We start from the raw sequence: 18942 nt of genomic DNA, 5'->3' as shown, positions 1-18942 counted from the left end.
GAAAACCAAAACAAAAAGAAAGGAATGAAAAATGAAAGGAAAATTGCTCTGCGCCACGCTCCTTGCAAGTATGGCAGTGACCCAAACGCATGCTGCATTGGGTATACAACAAGCGACCACTAAAAAAGTCATCGACAATTATGCTGAAACCCAATACCCCCTAGTTTTTGTACACGGGATGTTTGGTTTTAATCGCTTAGGCGGTGCCGTTTTTGGTCTAGATTATTGGTATCAAGTTCTTCCCGATTTGGCAAGCCATAAAGCTACGGCCTTTGCTACACAAATCTCCCCGTTGGAATCCATTGAAGTTCGTGGAGAACAACTGTTAGACCAAGTTGAACAAGTGATTGCAATTACTGGCAAACCTAAAGTGAATTTAATTGGTCACTCACATGGTGGCCCTACGGCTCGATATATTGCTGGTGTACGACCTGATTTGGTTGCCTCTGTCAGTACAGTTGCAGGCACCAATGACGGTTCACCTATGGCAGATTTAGTACAGAGCGTACCGATTTTAAATGGCGTATTAGCGACTGTTATGGATGCATTAATGACCCCAGTGATTAACTTCGCCCAGCAGTCCAATCTGCCTTCAAATTTTAAAGCTTCGATCTACAGTATGTCTCAACCGGGTGTGAAAGCCTTTAATGCAAAATTTCTACTCGGTATGCCTGCAACTAAATGTGCTGATGGCCCAAGTGTTGCCAATGGCATTAGCTTCTATTCATGGACAGGTATATCTAACACCACCAACTTACTTGATCCAGATACGATCTTTACTGCAATGGGGCCAATTGCATTTAGCGGACAACCGAACGACGGCTTAGTGAGCCAATGCAGCAGTAAATTAGGTAAAACCGTCCGTGATAATTACAAATGGAACCATTTCGATGAAGTCAATCAAGTATTGGGCTTGAAGGGACTATTTGCACCAGACCCTGTTTCAGTCTACCGTCAACATGCCAATCGTTTGAAACTTCAAGGTTTATAACTTTCTTTCATGCATAAAAAAATGCGCCAAAAGGCGCATTTTTTTACAGCGTTGTAAAACAAATTATTTTGCTTTACGAGCTGGTAATTTTTCACGAATACGTGCAGCTTTACCAGACAATTCACGTAGGTAGTAAAGTTTAGCACGACGAACGTCACCACGACGTTTCACTTCGATACCAGCAACGATTGGTGAGTGAGTTTGGAATACACGCTCAACACCGAAACCGCTAGAAATTTTACGTACTGTGAACGCAGAGTTCAAACCACGGTTTTTCTTAGCAATTACAACACCTTCAAATGCCTGAAGACGTTCACGCTCACCTTCTTTTACTTTAACTTGAACAACTACTGTGTCACCAGGAGCAAAAGCAGGGATGTCTTGTTTCAACTGTGCATTTTCAACAGCTTGTACTAAAGGATGTTTACCGCTCATGGGGTATCTCCAATTATGCGAGTTAGAAGAGGTCTAATCATCGCTGGGGCTAGAGGCTAAAGCGCATAGACCCGATTGACTTTCCCTTTATGCTTGACCGCTTCAATGCATAAAGAGCCTAATATAAGATTTAAAAAATTTAAACCTGGGAATCTTTTAGCCATTTCTTTTGCTGCTTGGTCAATTCAACTTTTTCAACCAACTCAGGTCGGCGTTCTAAAGTGCGTTGATATCGCTGCAAAAACCGCCACTTCTCAATATTGGCATGATGTCCCGATTTTAATACTTCAGGAACATCTAAACCTTCAAAATGGTCTGGCTTGGTATATTGTGGGCAATCTAAAAGACCATCCACAAATGAGTCTTGCACATGTGATTGCTCATCAGACATTGCACCCGGAAGTCTCCGAATCACACTATCCAATAAAACCATCGCAGGGAGTTCACCACCAGATAAAACGTAATCGCCTATTGACCATTCCTGATCAACATATTGTTGGATCAAACGCTCATCAACTCCTTCATAACGACCACACAATACAATTAATCCATCATATTTGACGAAATCTTGTACTGCAGGTTCATTTAAGGTCTTTCCTTGCGGCGACATATACACCACAGGGACATGAACAGCACCCGCTTGCTTGGCAAGCTCTTTGGCACGATGAATTGCTTTCGCTAATGGCTCAGCCATCATCACCATACCTGGACCACCACCAAATGGACGTTCATCCACTCTTTTGTAGTTGCCCTCAGCAAATTCGCGTGGATTGATACAATGAACTTGCACAATGTCACGTTTTGCTGCGCGCCCGCTAATACCGTAGGCTGTAATCGCTTCAAACATTTCAGGAAAAAGCGTAATGACTGCAAAAAACATCGCAGACTCCTCTATTTTCCTGCTGCGTCAATCCTTAAAGGATTAATAATCTACGCCCCAATTTACGTAGATACGACCAGCTTCGAGATCAACACGCTGTACTACATCTTTATGCCATGGAATCATTCGCTCTTCGCTATCGACACTGTCAGCAGTAGCGCGAACTACCATCACGTCGTTAGCACCTGTTTCAAACAATTCGTGGATTTGACCGAGGTTGACTTCTTGTTCATCTTCTCCAAGACCTAACACTGTTAAGCCCTTCAAATCTGACCAGTAATACTCGTCCACGCCTGCTTGAGGCAGTTGCGATTTAGAAATCCAGATATTTGCGCCAACCAAGTTATCTGCTGCGGTACGATCACTCACACCTTTTAGCGAAACAACCAAGCCTTTGCCATGTGGTTTCCAACGTTTTACATCTACTGTTTGCCAACCTGCTTTGGTCTCAATGTACCAAGGGAGGTAGTCAAAAATATTGCTCATAGGTTCTGTATTGGAATAGACCCAGAGCCACCCATTTAATCCATATGCTGAACGTAGCTGTCCAATCTGAATACGATCTTCGGGAACATTCTGTGTTGGTGTCATGGGTAACCTACTACTAATTAAGCAGTAGCTGCAGCTTTCTTAGCTTCAGCAGCTAAAGAAGCAACACGTTCTGAAGGTTGAGCACCTTGTGAAACCCAGTGAGCAAAACGGTCAGCATCTAAACGAAGTTTTTCTGCTTTACCTTGAGCTGTAGGGTTGAAGAAACCGATACGTTCGATGAAACGACCGTCACGTGCATTACGGCTATCAGTCACAATGATTTGATAGAACGGACGTTTTTTAGCACCACCGCGTGCAAGACGAATAACAACCATGATAGAACCTTATAGTTTTTACGGATTATCCCTGTACCGACCATCGATACATTTCAAACCCCTTTCATAGAGGGCAATATTTTACGTGAAATTTGCCCTGAATGAAAGATCAAAAAGTGTTTATCCACAATTTTGAATTTGAGGTTATTTGCCGTCCCAGTTTGAGGTGGCAGATGGAGTACATGCTGTACCAGAATTATCTGTACCTTGGGTCCAACAACGCTCACCTTTAAAATTCAAACCAATATGGCCATCACGATATTGTGTTGCAGTCGAAATTGGTGTTGCAATCAAGACCCATCTTTCAGAACCTAAAGGTGTCGTATCTTTTACACTCCCATCTGTATCAATCCATTTTAAAGCTACTGTATAAAGAGGAGTCCCTTGTTCCGGATAGGCTGCTTTAATCCCAAAATCATTAGCAACTGCACCTTTTACCTTAAAATTTGCAATTTTATAACGCTGTATCTGGGAAGCAATCTGCAGCATACTTGCCTGCATATCCGTTCTTTTTGTTTTACGCACGTGTTGTTGATAGGAGGGATAAGCAATTGCAGCCAGAATGCCAATAATAGCAACAACTATCATTAACTCAATCAAAGTGAAGCCTGTCTGTCGGTTTCTAATCACCATTCTTCACCCCCTGTACCACAGCTGCTATAGGTAATATTTGCCTTTGCTTTATTTTTACACTTTAATCCTGTACTGGTTTGCAAGAAAGAGACATTCGTTCCATCTGCATGAATTGCTTTAATTACCCATTGCTGGCCATTAGCCTTGTATTCAGTACCATCTTTATCATCTAGTTTAAAAGCAGTATCGGTTCCATCTTTGATTTCAATAGTGTAATTTCTTATGGTTTGTGGCGTTAAATTAAATCCTTGATAACTGAAATTCCGAGACTTCCACTTAGACAATTCACTGGCTAATCTTTGAATTTCTTGTTGCACTTGGGATGCCTCTGCACGCCGAACATAATTCTGATAACTCGGGATAGCAATTGCAGCAAAAATTGCCACAATTACTACCACGACCATAAGTTCTATCAGAGTAAAACCTCGTTCAGCAAATTTATTCATTTTATTCATAAACTCACCTTAACGAAATTTTTGGTACCAGCGTTGAGGAATTAAGCACATTTGTGTTTCTTCGCTTGCACCACCTGCTCCTGTTACTGTAATTGTCATACGCCCACCAGTTGAAATACAGTAATTTGAAGCACTTGTTGGTCGCTCATCACCAGAGCCACCACCGGAACCACCGCCAGAACTACCACCGGAACCACCGCCTTTTATATTGTCGTTACCGACAGTAATGGTGTGAATGCCTGCACCAATAAATGAACGTCCCGAACCTGTAGGGTCTGAACTCTTACACTGTCCATAAGGCAAGCAGAAAGTGGTCATCAAACTTGCCCCTTTCACACCTGCACCGCAGTCGCCAGACAGACCATCTTTACTTGCATCAAATGTTGAAACAAATAATTTATTATTTAAAGCAACTGGGGTTCCAAAAACCTTTTCTGTCTGCTTGGTATAATCATCACAATCACCATGCCCTGTTAGACAGTTGGTAAACTCATAGTACCAACCGTCAGAACTAGCAGGTGCTTTGATTGTAGTGTCATTTTTACGATCATCATCAGTAAGTTTAATTAATTCTGAGACTTCAATATCTTGAGTTAACCAAGATGTCGCTCCAAATAAATCTTTGTGGGATACGTCTTTATCATAAATATTATAAATTGCATCGTATTCATAACTACTATCTGCAAATAATGGTTTACTACGGTTACCACTACCCTGAGAAATTAGTGCGAAAATATTGCCATTATTACTATAGAGTGAAAAAGCTGGCATATCATAAAAACGAGGGCTTTTGCCTCCACTTGCATGACCATTAAATAAACGAACCGGGGCTTTTACAACCTTACCGATTGTAGATTGCGTATTATCAAAATCTACACGGAAAATTTGCCCACCGAGATCACCGAAATAAATATGATCTATCAAATCATCGCCATTACGATCTACACTTCGAATTTCACTGACTACACTATATTGCATTTCTGAGTGGTGAGTACCAACTACCCCACTAGTTGTTGTATTTGCACTTGATGTAGCATTGGCACTACCCCACCACAATAAATCTCCTGCTTTGGTCGAGCCTATATCTTCAGCAGCAAACATATACACACCCGCACCCTCTTTGTTCGTTTGATTATAATCAGGGTCTTCATACCCCATATCATAACCACCACCAACAAACATCACACGCGTACGTTTTCCAGCCCAATTCACAAAACCAATAGTGGGCTTTGACCAGCTTTGTCCCATACAACCCAAAGGATTCGAATTACTACAATTTCCAGATGGATCTATATGAAACTTGAGTTTAGGATTATTAATATTCTGAAGATTCAACGCATAGTAACTTTTGCCACCCATGCGTAAACCGCCATAGACATCCTGTACTCCCTTCTGACCGCCTTTACCCGTTCCAACTGTTAAATTACCAGAATCATCAATAACATATTCAGTATATGCAGTCCAAGGTCCATCTATACCATAAAACAGATTATTTAACCCGCCATTAGTTGCTTCAGGTACATCAAGTGCCTTTCTTTGTTTTTCTAGCATCTCATTTGGTATAAATGTAAAGACCTCTTCACCTCCACCCGCTTTACCAGACTCTCCTGCTTTCACCACATGCAACATACCCTGTGTGGTACCAAACAAGATGTAGTCTTCACGATTTGTTGAATCCATTCTCTTGTCTGTTGTATTGAAAGCAAGCTTCCCCTTATTTGTTAACATAAGTGGATATGAATGCATGACTGCACCAGTTTGACGAAATTCTGGCTCTAAAATCAAAGCATTTAAATCAGTTGGCGGATTTGCTGCATCAATGTTATATCCTAATGACCGTATTAGATATCCTCTATACTGGTCATACTTGTATACATTATCAGTCAAATCAGTAGGTTTAACTTGTCTTAAATCGCCGCTAGAAATTCCAGAAAATATAGAATCTCCAGCAGAGCCAGAAGAATATTTACGATCAGTAAAAACTTTACGCTTTATCGTTCCAGTACTTGGATTGTTTAATGGATCTGTTCTTAAAGCCAATTTAGACCAGAATCCACCACGTAAAGCAAATTTTGTACTTCCCAGAGTATTTTCATCCATATCAACATTAGCCGGTGTTATTGACTCAGCCCAATAATCAAAATTATCAAGGATCTTTCCATCATCATCGACTATTTTGTTGCCATTCTTGCCTTTTAATACCCCATTTTCATCTACTAAATATTTCTTTAAGTTACCCGTCCATAATTGGAATGTTTTATCTGGCGTTGGCTGGAACTGTTGATAATAAGCATCATCCTGTAATACAGCCGGATTTAATGCATCCTTAGGAATAGTTGGCGAACCGGTGGTAACTGAAGGAATTTCTGTGGTTAAATCATTAATAAAGTGATTGACACTATCCACAACATCTTTTGAACTTGAGCCTGAATACCATCCACCACCTCCACGGATTCCCCATTCTGCGGCTCTTTTAGTTGCCGTATTAATACTACCTAATGCAGCTAAATTCTGTTCACGTGTTTTATTACGGTCAAATGATGGAATACTATTAAAAGAATTACCAAAGCCTACAACTGCTGTTTTAATTTGTAATGATGTCGGGTTATTACTTAATAAACGATTACTAAAGTTTAAAACACAGTTAGTACCGTCTGCACTTTGAGTACAAGAGAAACTATTATCATTAAGAGCGTTTCTCATTGCTTTTTGTTCATTAGACTGGCCACTTGGCTCACCGTCCGTCAGTACATAAATTCCTTGTCCACTGCATTGCTTTTCTTCGGGAGTTTGACTTAGAGATGAAGGCATCTCGTATTTAGTAGCATTACTAACTTTAGCTGAACTGATTGAATAGTTAAAACCATTTTCAAGTGAACTATCACGAACAACTGGCCCTGTATAAATATAACAAGTACCTGTCTTATTAGAGGTGCTGCCTGTAGCACTACTTTTAACTCCTACTGTACATGATGACGCCGTATATTTAGTCAAATCAATAGGTAGGAAGTTAAAATCTCGTGCTGCTGTATTAGAGTGACTTGTTGAAGGCCAGTAATTACAAACACCGTTTGTATCCCAGCTCATACATTGAGTATATTTCAGGCCTCCATCATTATAGGTAAAGAATACTTGCTTACCGGTAGTTCCACTATATAACTCAGTATCATTAAAAGTTTTAGTGCCCATCATGTATGCAGCAGCTTCAGCATAAGCATTTGCTGTTGGAGTACCACCACGAGCATATAATTTGGTCGCTACAGCCTCTAGTAACCAAGCACGCTGTGTTTTTGTTACACCATTTATTGTGACATTTTCATCTAAACGTCGTGCTGGTACCAATATATAACCGTTACTACCTGTTCCATTGAAAGAATAAGCTGATAACCCAATAATCTTATCATCAGTTACTGCTGTAATTCCTTTACTTGTATTGCCATGTAACAAATCGAACATAGCATCTTTAATCCGAGTCAAACGATCATAATAGTGACGCTGTTCACCTTCATATCGATAGTTATACCCCCCAGAGCCATTTTCATTAGTATAACTATTATGATCCGATGGTATTGTGGTTAGTACGTCCCCCCAAGTACACCCTTCTTTAGTTTCAGCATCATTTTCACATTTTTGCCAACGGTTATGGGTACCATATCCTCCACCATTACGCCATGATCTATATTTATAAGCTCGTGCAGTCACCTGACAGTAATATCTAGTATAAGTTGGTGAACCATTTGTTGATGTTTCCGTACCAGATGACCCCATACTAATGTGACTTGGGACATCACAAGCATCTCTATTATTTGTAAGCTGTGGAGCCCCCATACTTCCTGAAATATCAAATAACATCATTAAAGTAATATTACCTGAACGGGCTTGTTGATAAATATCTATGTCACTAGCTTGCGTGGTTGTACCTGTAATCATCACAGTAGATAATGCAGCAATACTGGCAACAAGCAGCTTATGACGATAAGAAGTATGATTTTTATTTTGCATCGTTTTCATCTTTTCTTACTTCCCCTATTACACGAAATCTTGAGCAATTACATATTCAGTGACTGTCGATTCAAAAGGTACATTTAGTTCTGACAAACACTGAGTTACACTTTTATCCGCCCCTGTAGATGGAGTTACACCACTCGGAATAACAACCTCATTCATGTGAGAGTCAAGACATTCATCAATTTTTGTTTTATCTGCAGTAGTTAAGGCCGGCATGATTGAAACGGCAAAAACTTTAACTGGCTTACTTCGTTGCAATTTCACAGTATTATCATCTGTTCCTAAAATTTGCCCATAAAATGCATCTTTCTCTGCTTCTGATGAATATTTAACAGCAACTTGAGTCATGACAGCCTTACGACCACTCGTAAAAAAATTTGTTCCACTTACATTCGTTTTACAATATCCATCTTTACCAAAGCTATCATTTTTAGGTTTTACATCAGGCGCATTCCATTCAATGATGCTGGCAAGAGTAATATCGAAAAAATTAGCTTGATCCGCACCACGAAAACAAAATACAAGTTCTTTATCTTTATTCACTGCACCATCAATATACCCAAACATTCCGCTACTGCTTAATGACTGAATAATATTATTTTCTTTCTCCACATTAAAAAATGCAGCATCTGCGTTCTGGAGCATCAATTGAGTGGCCTGACTATTTGTTGCAATATTTAAAGTCACCATACTTTGACGGATTGCCAATGTTCCTATAACCGTAATAGCAACAAGTAGAATAAGAACAACAATTAAAGTTGCTCCTCGCTGACTTTTATTCATTGTCCTCTCTCCCCAAAAGTATTACGCAGCGCAACTGTTTGAGAAACCACCTGACGGACATATTTGCTTGTTGTATTAGTCGGTACTTTCACTGTTACTTTTTTATCGAGTACTTGAAACTCTTGATCATCTTTAATCATTGGTTCATTCCCCACACCTTGTACAGAACGAACTAATGCTCCTAATTGAACAGATAAGATACGTGGTCGCGGAGCACTAAGTGCCATATAATCATTAATAGAAATATATCGAAGCTTTTCACCATTCTGGATACCCAGCATGACATGAAAATAATCGACTCGCTTCATAATAACTTCGCCATTATTACCAAAAGACTCGATTTTATCTGGTAGCGGAGTACCCGATTCACTGTACCACCCAGCATCACACGCCAAGGCCAAAGCAGTATTTGGCTCCTTGCTATCTTTATTAGTATCTTCCCTTAGAAAATAACGCTGTACGATTATGCGCAATGGTGTTTCAACCCCACCGGTCATTACAGGGAACTTGATTTCTTCCCCTTCACAATCAAAACCCCCAACCCAATTACTTCCAACTCTTGTATATTGAGGTCTATATTGAATGACCAATTGATCACTACTTTCCCCTTGCACATTAGACAAACCCGTAGCTCCACTTGACAATAAGTTCGTTGCTACCGTTGTTCCTATTAAGTTTTCTGGTAAATTACTATAAGTAACATTCGGTGTAACCGTCGTGTCTTTAAAACCATTAGCACTAGAAGTAAGTACAATCCCACCTTGAATCGTCCGATCATTAATTCCAGAATTTAGACTATTAAGATTTGTATGTCTGATATCCTGTGCTATGTATCCCAATCCAAAGTTCGCATCATCCTGAATATTTGCAACCCCTTGTTGTAATGCACTGCTTTTTTGACCTGTTATAAATAACATGATCGCTGCAGCCATTATAATCAACCCTAGAGCCAGCGATATCATTAACTCAATTAAGGTAAAACCTGTCTGTTTATATGAACTTAATGGCATTTTTAATATACCTCCATAATCAAACAGGTTGATGAGGGATCATAAACTGTCCCTGTTGTACAATTTCCTGCATCTTCTTGTCCGTCTGTTGCTGCTGTATTTCCCCAAGCAACATAGATACATTTACGATCATCACTATTACCTTGACAATCTAACAAGTTGACTGTCATCCCTACCGAGTTAGCACGCTGCACAACCTGCGCTACATCATAATCTGCCATTTCACCTGTTGAACACTCTTCTGCTGAACAGTTTTTACTATATTCAGCTTGAGCATCAGCATCTGCTATTTCATCCACATAATCATCCAAAGCGCCACGATTTACCCTAATTCTTTCAGCAAAATCTCGCGATAAATTAATTGCCTGAACTCGATAACTCCCTTCAGAAGTTGCCTCAACTGCCCTATATTGCAGAGCAATAAATCCCAATACACCCAATGCGAGAATCAGAAGAGCTACTAATATTTCCATCAATCCAACACCTAATTGATGTTTTGTATAGCGCATTAGCAATCTCCCTCGCTAATTGGTTGAAGTGAACCCATTTTCGTTATTGTGATTGTTTTTGATTTATTACCATCTGCTTCATCGCAGATTACAATTGTTGTATCTGAACTTGCACCTTTCACTTTTCCAGTCATTTCAAACGTAATTGAAGTTTCTATCCCGGACAATATCGACTTTCCAGTTGGCCCCCAAAGATATAAAAGCTTACTTTCTCTCTGCTTTTTTAAGGTAGCATCCGCAGCAATTTCATCAGAACGTTCAATCAACTTTTCCTGATCTTCTACGATTTCTAACTTTACATCCTGACGAACTAAAACTGCTTGGGCACGTGCTTCCATAATTAAGCCATATAAATCACGAGTGCTTTTTGTTAAATTTTGATTCCGAATTAAACTATTGAAAGAAGGCGCAGCGATCGTTGCAATAATCCCTAGTACTGCAATCGTCACCAGTAACTCAATTAACGTAAATCCATTATTTTTCTGCATACTCCCCCCCAAGGCGCGCCAAAATTTACCCTATTAAAAATAATATCCAATTAAATTACAAAACAAACACAAATAAGGATAAAAGGCATAAAAAAACAGATAATTGCCAAAAAGCAATTATCTGTCAATTCTTAAAAAATTCAGAATGTTAAGTCATTAACACTTTATGCCTGAGTTACAGGAATACGTAACTCTTTTGGCAAACTAAATGTAATATTTTCTTCACGACCATCTAACTCTTGCGGTGCTTTCGCCCCCCAATCTTGTAGGCGCTGAATTACTTGTTTAATTAAAATTTCAGGTGCCGATGCTCCTGCAGTTACACCAATTTTTGTGTGCTCATTAAACCATTCTTGCTGCAACTGATCGGCATTGTCCACCAAATACGCACGCTTACCCATACGTTCTGCCAATTCACGTAATCGATTCGAGTTCGAAGAGTTCGGTGAACCCACAACCAAAACAACATCACATTGCTCAGCCAGATCACGTACGGCATCTTGGCGGTTTTGAGTGGCATAACAAATATCATCTTTGCGCGGCCCCTGAATTTCAGGAAACTTCTGACGTAGAGCATCAATCACTTTTGCTGTGTCATCTATAGAAAGCGTAGTTTGCGTTACAAACGCTACTTTTTCCGGATGCACCACTTTTAGATCAGCAACATCTTGTTCATCTTCAACCAAATAAATCGAACCACCATTTTTAGTGTCATATTGACCCATTGTCCCTTCAACTTCTGGGTGACCTTCATGACCAATCAAAATCGCTTCCACACCTTCACGAGCGTACTTGGTCACTTCTATATGCACCTTGGTCACCAAAGGGCAGGTCGCATCAAAAACTTTTAGCCCACGGCGTTCAGCTTCTTGTTGTACCGCTTTAGATACACCATGCGCACTGAAGATCACAATATTGTCATCAGGTACTTCATCCAGTTCATCCACAAATATCGCACCGCGTTGACGTAAGTCGTCCACCACAAATTTATTGTGTACTACTTCATGACGCACATATATTGGGGGATTAAAGCATTCCAGTGCACGGTTCACAATCGCGATGGCGCGATCAACACCTGCACAGAAACCGCGTGGATTAGCTAAAACAATTTCCATAGAATCCTCAATGCCCACTCAATTTTACGGGTATCACTTGAAATAAATGTAAACAATAGACGTCTGACTATTTTGTTTGGCGCGCGTCTACTCTAAAATAGAGAAGATATTTTATCATATCAGGAAAAATATCATGTCGGGTCTCTTGTTTGTCGTTTCTGCTGCTTCGGGAACGGGCAAAACATCCCTCGTTAAAGCCCTGCTTGAACGTGTAAACAATTTACATGTCTCTGTTTCTCATACCACTCGTGGTCAGCGTCCTGGCGAATTAGACGGCGTACATTACCATTTTGCTAAAAAAGAAGATTTTCTATCTTTGGTAAATGAAGGCGGCTTCATTGAATATGCAGAAGTTTTTGGTAATTATTACGGTACTGCACAGCGCACAGTAAAAGAACAATTGGCCAAAGGTCATGACGTTTTACTTGAAATTGACTGGCAAGGTGCTGAACAGGTTCGTAAACTTTTTCCTGAATCTAGACAAATTTTTATTCTTCCTCCGAGTCAGTTCGATTTACGTCAACGTTTATCCAATCGTGGTACAGACTCTGTTGAAGTGATTGAACATCGTCTCAGCTGTGCCGTAGAAGATATGCAGCAATACGTTAATTTTGACTATATCATTATTAATGATGACTTTAATAAAGCACTGCATGACTTAGAGTCCGTTATTATTGCCAATCGTCTTGTTTTAAAACAACAAGCTATGCGCCATGAAAAACTGATTGAGAAATTAATCACCCCTACGGAACAGTGATTAAAACTTGAGTCTATAGACAAAGCACCTTATACTGCACAGTCTGTTAAAAATTTATATTCAAACGAGAATTCTTATGGCACGCGTAACCGTTGAAGATTGTTTAGACCATGTAGACAACCGCTTTGAGCTTGTACTAGTGGCAAGCAAACGCGCGCGTCAATTGGCACGTCAAGGTATCGAACCTACTGTTGAGTGGGACAATGACAAACCAACCGTTGTTGCTCTTCGTGAAATCGCAGCGGGTCACGTTTCTAAAGACATTTTGAAACAACGTGAACAAGACTACCAAACTTCAAGTTTAGACCTTGCACTTTCTGCAAATAACCTAAACTTAGACGGTTTTTCTTTCCAATAAGATAAACCTGACCTTAAAAGCCTAGTTTTTAACTAGGCTTTTTTTATGGATTCTCTTTAATATTTTACTCAGAACAGTTATAACATAAGCTTAAGAAGTGCAAAGCAGGCGAAAAAGATTTTCATTTTTTTAAACTAAAAAATTGACAAGTCATGCAATATGCATTTCATTAAAGTATTAACCGTTTCATTTGTAAATCAGTAGTAAAAGGGTGTTCTATGCCAGGCCCAATGGTCAGCCAAGCCAAGCAACAGTTAAATGTGATAATCGACGCTTACCTTTCAGTAAGTGATGTCGAACGCGTGCTTGAAGCTTGCGACTATGCGGATATTGCCCATGATGGCATTACACGTAAAAGTGGCGAACCCTACATCCTTCACCCAATTGCGGTGAGCTGTATTTTGGCGCATATGCGTCTTGATGCGGAAACTTTGATGGCCGCTTTACTACATGATGTCATCGAAGATACTGAATTTACCAAACAAGATATTACTGAAAAATTTGGTCTGACCGTTGCTGAACTCGTCGACGGCGTCACAAAACTCAGCCACTCTAGTGATAAAGAATATAATAAGGCAGCATCTTTCCGTAAAATTCTGCAAGCCACACTACAAGACCCACGTGTCATTATTATTAAACTGGCAGATCGCTATCATAATATGACCACACTAGGTGCTTTACGCCCTGACAAACGTGCTCGTATTGCCCAAGAAACTTTTGAAATTTTTGTGCCTATGGCACGCCTCGTCGGTATGAATGAAATGGCCGACAACCTTGAACATTTGTGTTATCAAAATCTCGACTTAGATATGTATAACAATGTTCAAGAAGCTTTATTACAAACCAAACCGAAACGCTGCGAATACCAAACCAAGTGGGAAAATAACCTCACCGCCTTACTAGAACAACACCATATTTCAGGTCGAATTAAAAAGAAGAATAATAATATTGAATTACTTCGCCACTTTGTAAAAAACGATATCGATCTGCAAGAGCTCACCCATAGTCATGCATTTGAAATTATTTTACAAAGCATCGCAGACTGTGACCGACTTGCAGACATCCTCAAAGAAAGCTTTAAAGTTTTAAATTACGCCGATCATATTCGTCGCCCACTCCCTGGTGGTAACCAGTCACTGATGATGCGCTTAAAAGGTGAAAAGACCATTTTATCTCTGACCATCCAAACAGAGTTGATGCGTAAAGCAGCGCGATTTGGTGTGGTCCTCGGTGAAAATGCACCACAAGCTTGTCGTTCAGCGATCCAAGCCTCCATGCAAAATTTAAACGTGTTAGTCGATGGCGCATGTGCAAAGACCACATTTAGTGAATTACTCGATTATCTACATCAAGAAAAAATTTGGGTCTACACCCCACACGGTCATTTGCATGAACTCCCTCAGGGTGCCACAGCTGTTGATTTCGCTTATTCAGCAAGCTTATTTTTGGGCAACCATGCCGTTGGTGCAAAAATTGATGGGGAAACCAAGCCCCTTTCAACACCATTACTGAGTGGTCAAGTGATTGAAATTATCACTGATGTTCTTGCAACACCAAACCCTGACTGGCTAAGCTTTATTAATACCCAAAAAGCCCGCCGCGCATTACAAAATATCCTCCGTGACCAAGACCAAGATGAACAACGTTTAGTTGGTCAGCAAGCTTTAAATCGCGCATTAAAACTTTTTAATCGTTCTATGAGTGATTTAACATTAGCTGATTGGGAAAATGTGCTGAATTGGCGGCATTTAAATGATAAAGAACAATTATTTGAACAGATTGCCGTGGGTGACTTATTACCGCAATTGGTTGCTAATCATTTATATGCTCAAGATACCATTCAGACTTCAAACTCTGCACGCTTAATCTTGGGTACTGACGGTGTCGACGTTAAATATGCGCACTGCTGTAACCCTGTTTTAGGCGATCCAATACAAGGGCATTTATCACGTCGTGGTTTGATTGTGCACCGTTCACGTTGTCATAATTTATTGCATGAACAACATTTACATCCTGAAAATATCATGCCTTTACACTGGACTACAGAAGACAGTGAGGACATTAGTTTTACAGCCTATTTATGCTTAAACATGCTGTTAAATGATGAGCAAATTTCAGAACTGATCTATCTATGCCGTAAAGAAAAAGTCGGTGTAGAAACTGTCCGTTCACATGAAGAAAAAACCTATGTGAATATTGTTGTACACAATCGTAAACAAATTGCCGAAATTATCCGTAATTTAAGAATGCATTTTGGCTTCCCACGCATCAGTCGTTTGGCACAACCTGTTGCCATTGCTGAGCCTGCGAAAGTTGCCAGCTAACCTGACACCACATATTTATATGTGATGTGTCTGTGATGATAATAGGAGAAATAGATGTCCCGCCAGGTAATCCATACTGAAAATGCACCCGCTGCAATTGGTACTTACTCACAAGCCATTTTAGTGGGCGACACTTTGTATTTATCAGGTCAAATTGGCTTAGATCCATATAGCATGGAGCTGGTAGAAGGCATTGAAGCTCAAATTCGCCGTGTATTCGACAACTTAAAAGCGGTATGTGAAGCTGCAGGTGGTTCGCTAGCAGATATCGCTAAGCTGAATATTTTCCTTACCGACCTTTCTAACTTCCAATTGGTCAACCAAATTATGGGCGAATACTTTGCTCAACCCTACCCTGCACGCGCAGCACTCGGTGTTGCTAGCCTACCAAAAGGTGCACTAGTTGAAATGGATGGCGTGGTGATTATTAATCAATAAGTTAGTAAACACCGATTAAGCCTTTCACTAAATATCATATTCCAAAAGAACAAAAAGCCTCACATGGAAATCTGAGCATTACTCAGATTTCCGCTTAAATGACAGTTTTTATTCAAAAACTCAATCACTTTAAAAGCATTTTTAAATGATTTTTATTGACAAACGATAATAATTATCAATAATATTACTTATCCCATTTATTCACTTGGTTTGATTTCATGTACGTTTGTTTGTGCCGTGGTATTACTGATCAAGACATTAAAGATGCAATTGCCAATGGCGCAGAAAGCTATCGTGAAGTTCGTGATATGCTTGATTTAGGCACCTGTTGCGGTCGCTGTGCTCCTGAAGCACGTATGATCATCAGTGATGAAGTTGCACAAATTGCAGCCCGTATCGCAATTGCCGCATAAACCAAGCTTTTAAATTTTCTCAACAATCATAATTATAAAACCAATGGTCTCAGACCATTCCTCCTCCCCCGCTTCTGACTCTAAGCGGGTTTTTATTTATTAAAGATCTAAAAATTAGCGCCTTGTTTTGATTGTGATTTTCATTTGCTGTTCTATAAAACACTCGCTAAATTACACTTTGTTGTTTAAGATATTTCTATTCTAATATCAAATTTATATTGCTTAGTTCGAGCTTTATTGCAGTTAAGGAGTCAGACATGAAAGGCAATCGTGATGTAATTAATCAGTTAAATCAGGTGCTTTATCATCATTTAACTGCAATTAACCAATATTTTCTTCATTCACGGATGTTTAACGATTGGGGCATTGAGCAACTCGGTTCTGCAGAATATAAAGAGTCAATTCGTCAAATGAAGCATGCCGATAAAATTATTGAGCGAATTTTGTTTTTAGAAGGTTTACCTAACTTACAACACCTAGGTAAGCTCTATATCGGTCAGCATACCGTTGAAGTTTTAAATTGTGATGTACGTAAAGTCAAAGAGAACATTGAAGCCATTCAAACTGCAGTTAAACTAGCAGAAGAGCAGTTAGATTATGTCACTCGAGATCTGGTTCAAGAGATTTTAGAAAAAGAAGAAGAATATCTGGACTGGGCGACCACGCAACTGGATTTAACTGAATCTGTCGGTATTGAAAACTATATTCAGAGTCAGCTCTAAGTTCAATTAAAAAGATGAAGCGTACAAAAAAGACCGGAAATCCGGTCTTTTTTATTTCTTGGATTTCTTTAAAATCCCAAACAGCAGCCTTAAAAATCAGAAGATGATTTATGGTTCTGGTCTGATTTCTGCTCCATCCAGCAAGCTATCGTAATCTACCTCGACCTTTCGCAAGATCTTTAACAGCTCCAGCTGCTGTTTGGCTTCGGCTTCATAGCCATTAAAGGCCAGCACTCGGGCATATTTAAGCAGGTCATACTGGGTTGGATAATTCAGCACAATCTCATGAATCTGCTGTAATTGCTCTGGGCTTTGCTGGCTATACGGATTCAGACGAATCCAGGCAATGCGGCGGTTAAACTCCTCGAGCAGATAAGTCTGATCCTGATTGGTGATTTTTTCCGGTGTCTTTTCATAACGCACCGATTGATTCAGCTTTGGCACCATCACTTCATAATCACGATAAATTAGCAGCAGAACTAAGCCTAAACCGAAACTAACCCGCATGAATATTGGCGATAACTGCACGCCAGCATTTGGACGTTGCGACTGCACAATCCCCAAAATAAAACCGGCGGGCAGTAGAAAATAGGCATAGTTCTGCGGGAATTCCAGCATGGCATGAATCAGGAAGGCACCCAGCATCAACAGGCCAATCACCGAAATGGTTGAATTCACCTGCCGATGTAATTGATAGCCCCAATAGGCCAGATAAGCCAACAAAGGCAAGCCAATCAGCAGACCATTCCAGAGTAGTAGATCGAGCACCACATTGTGAGCACTACGAATCCATACTGGCCCCTGGAAAAATTCGCTAATCGTGGTGTAAGCAACACTGGTCTGATGCCAGCCATAACCAAACCAGGGCTGATGGGCAATGGCATGCAGCATTTGCTCCCAGATTGCCAGCCGTGACATATCACCGGTAGCGCGCTGTACCACATCACGAGACTGTACCGCTATATCTGCGCTTTGAGAGAGTAGCTGACTTACGGAAGGAGTAATAAAGATCAAACCAACAAAAGTGGCAAACCAGAGCTTGCTATAGCACCATTTCAGGCGGATATAGCCTTGGTACTGCTGATAACCGAGATAGGCCAAAATACACAGCGAGGCGACCCAAGAGGTACGCGATTGACTCAGCACCACCCCGCTTAAGATCACCAAACCAGCTGTAACCAAAAGTGCTGTTTTCAGTTTCTGCTTTTCATATAGATATAAACAGGCCATTAAGGACATGACCAGAAAGGTCACCATATTGTTCGGCTGGGCAAAGTTGGCATAAGGACGCTGGCCGGTACGAATATCCACCATAAACGGTAAATACTGGTCGATGGTGAGCCATTGGCAAATGGCCCTAAGACCAGTTAGGGTGCCAACGCCTAAAAAGACAAAACTGAAACCTGTAAATATTTTTTCTCGCTGCGCAGCATCTAGGGTCAGGTTATAGCCCAGTACAATCGCCAACCAAAAGCCAAAGATATACAGGCTGCTAAATAGCGCTTTATCAAAAAAGAACAGCAAATCACAGGCCCATTGGATAAATGGGACAGCGGTTAAGGCCAGTAAAGGCAGGCTGATTTTTGGGATAAGTAGTTTTTCTTTTAAGAAAATGGCAGCCAAAGCGAACAATGCAAAGAAGGCATATAGCTCACCGGTATAGGTGACCCAAGGACGGTAATGGATAGGAAGCAGCCAGGCGAGGGAGATAAAGATACTGGCTAGAAGCAAGAGGAAAAATTTCATGCTGCAACAGT

At 40.3% G+C, this 18942-nt stretch carries 20 protein-coding genes; 7 read left to right on the top strand and 13 right to left on the bottom strand.

Annotation, left to right across the window (positions count from 1 at the left end; all coding sequences use genetic code 11):
* Window positions 1-31 precede the first annotated feature (31 nt).
* On the top strand, window positions 32-991 hold the full coding sequence (locus AC25JC_RS02695; RefSeq protein ID WP_486923403.1) for an esterase/lipase family protein: 960 nt from the start codon (window positions 32-34) through the stop codon (window positions 989-991).
* Between the two features lie 63 nt (window positions 992-1054).
* On the opposite strand, the gene rplS is transcribed toward AC25JC_RS02695, so the two are convergent.
* From rplS to ispH, 12 genes are all read right to left on the bottom strand, one after another.
* Window positions 1055-1426, bottom strand: coding sequence for a 50S ribosomal protein L19 (rplS, locus tag AC25JC_RS02690; protein WP_078189351.1), 372 nt, complete (start codon window positions 1424-1426; stop codon window positions 1055-1057).
* A 139-nt stretch (window positions 1427-1565) separates the two neighbouring features.
* On the bottom strand, window positions 1566-2306 hold the full coding sequence (gene trmD, locus AC25JC_RS02685) for a tRNA (guanosine(37)-N1)-methyltransferase TrmD (protein WP_180024307.1): 741 nt from the start codon (window positions 2304-2306) through the stop codon (window positions 1566-1568).
* 42 nt (window positions 2307-2348) lie between these two features.
* The gene (rimM, locus tag AC25JC_RS02680; RefSeq protein WP_078189353.1) at window positions 2349-2897 is read right to left on the bottom strand and encodes a ribosome maturation factor RimM; all 549 of its coding nucleotides are present in this window, start codon (window positions 2895-2897) and stop codon (window positions 2349-2351) included.
* Window positions 2898-2914: 17 nt separating this feature from the next.
* A complete protein-coding gene (gene rpsP / locus AC25JC_RS02675) occupies window positions 2915-3172 on the bottom strand; it encodes a 30S ribosomal protein S16 (protein WP_078189354.1) in 258 nt (85 codons plus the stop codon).
* Between the two features lie 144 nt (window positions 3173-3316).
* Window positions 3317-3805: a type IV pilin protein gene (locus AC25JC_RS02670; protein ID WP_180116009.1), complete on the bottom strand. Its 489-nt coding sequence runs from the start codon at window positions 3803-3805 to the stop codon at window positions 3317-3319.
* Window positions 3799-4260, bottom strand: a complete 462-nt coding sequence (locus tag AC25JC_RS02665) for a type IV pilin protein (protein ID WP_286396274.1) — start codon at window positions 4258-4260, stop codon at window positions 3799-3801. The genes AC25JC_RS02670 and AC25JC_RS02665 overlap by 7 nt, the downstream gene beginning before the upstream one ends.
* A gap of 9 nt (window positions 4261-4269) precedes the next feature.
* Window positions 4270-8271, bottom strand: coding sequence for a pilus assembly protein (locus AC25JC_RS02660; protein ID WP_257223772.1), 4002 nt, complete (start codon window positions 8269-8271; stop codon window positions 4270-4272).
* Between the two features lie 18 nt (window positions 8272-8289).
* Entirely contained in the window at window positions 8290-9051 is a 762-nt protein-coding gene (locus tag AC25JC_RS02655) for a pilus assembly PilX family protein (protein WP_180102362.1), read from the bottom strand.
* Window positions 9048-10061 (bottom strand): PilW family protein, encoded by a 1014-nt coding sequence (locus tag AC25JC_RS02650; protein WP_180116010.1) that lies wholly within the window; start codon window positions 10059-10061, stop codon window positions 9048-9050. The genes AC25JC_RS02655 and AC25JC_RS02650 overlap by 4 nt, the downstream gene beginning before the upstream one ends.
* Window positions 10062-10063: 2 nt before the next feature.
* Window positions 10064-10570: a type IV pilus modification protein PilV gene (pilV, locus tag AC25JC_RS02645; protein WP_180116011.1), complete on the bottom strand. Its 507-nt coding sequence runs from the start codon at window positions 10568-10570 to the stop codon at window positions 10064-10066.
* Window positions 10570-11058 carry a GspH/FimT family pseudopilin gene (locus AC25JC_RS02640; protein WP_180116012.1) on the bottom strand — a complete coding sequence of 163 codons (489 nt, stop codon included), beginning with the start codon at window positions 11056-11058 and terminating at the stop codon, window positions 10570-10572. The genes pilV and AC25JC_RS02640 overlap by 1 nt, the downstream gene beginning before the upstream one ends.
* Before the next feature lie 164 nt (window positions 11059-11222).
* A complete protein-coding gene (gene ispH, locus AC25JC_RS02635) occupies window positions 11223-12173 on the bottom strand; it encodes a 4-hydroxy-3-methylbut-2-enyl diphosphate reductase (protein ID WP_180116013.1) in 951 nt (316 codons plus the stop codon).
* Window positions 12174-12306: 133 nt separating this feature from the next.
* On the opposite strand from ispH, the gene gmk reads away from it, so the two are divergent.
* The 6 genes from gmk (at window position 12307) to bfr (ending at window position 17185) form a co-directional block, all read left to right on the top strand.
* Window positions 12307-12930: a guanylate kinase gene (gene gmk / locus AC25JC_RS02630; RefSeq protein WP_078192517.1), complete on the top strand. Its 624-nt coding sequence runs from the start codon at window positions 12307-12309 to the stop codon at window positions 12928-12930.
* Window positions 12931-13006: 76 nt separating this feature from the next.
* A complete protein-coding gene (gene rpoZ / locus AC25JC_RS02625; protein WP_067762989.1) occupies window positions 13007-13288 on the top strand; it encodes a DNA-directed RNA polymerase subunit omega in 282 nt (93 codons plus the stop codon).
* Between the two features lie 218 nt (window positions 13289-13506).
* Window positions 13507-15612, top strand: coding sequence for a RelA/SpoT family protein (locus AC25JC_RS02620; RefSeq protein ID WP_180116014.1), 2106 nt, complete (start codon window positions 13507-13509; stop codon window positions 15610-15612).
* 54 nt (window positions 15613-15666) lie between these two features.
* Window positions 15667-16050: a RidA family protein gene (locus tag AC25JC_RS02615; RefSeq protein ID WP_180024298.1), complete on the top strand. Its 384-nt coding sequence runs from the start codon at window positions 15667-15669 to the stop codon at window positions 16048-16050.
* A 218-nt stretch (window positions 16051-16268) separates the two neighbouring features.
* On the top strand, window positions 16269-16463 hold the full coding sequence (locus AC25JC_RS02610) for a bacterioferritin-associated ferredoxin (protein WP_078192519.1): 195 nt from the start codon (window positions 16269-16271) through the stop codon (window positions 16461-16463).
* A gap of 257 nt (window positions 16464-16720) precedes the next feature.
* The gene (gene bfr / locus AC25JC_RS02605) at window positions 16721-17185 is read left to right on the top strand and encodes a heteropolymeric bacterioferritin subunit Bfr (RefSeq protein ID WP_180116015.1); all 465 of its coding nucleotides are present in this window, start codon (window positions 16721-16723) and stop codon (window positions 17183-17185) included.
* 108 nt (window positions 17186-17293) lie between these two features.
* On the opposite strand, the gene AC25JC_RS02600 is transcribed toward bfr, so the two are convergent.
* Complete coding sequence (locus AC25JC_RS02600; RefSeq protein WP_486923402.1) at window positions 17294-18931, bottom strand: PglL family O-oligosaccharyltransferase; 1638 nt, start codon at window positions 18929-18931, stop codon at window positions 17294-17296.
* Between the last annotated feature and the right edge of the window lie 11 nt (window positions 18932-18942).

The sequence above is a fragment of the Acinetobacter sp. P37 genome (assembly GCF_057480965.1).
This window is presented reverse-complemented; position numbering and strand designations above follow the sequence as displayed.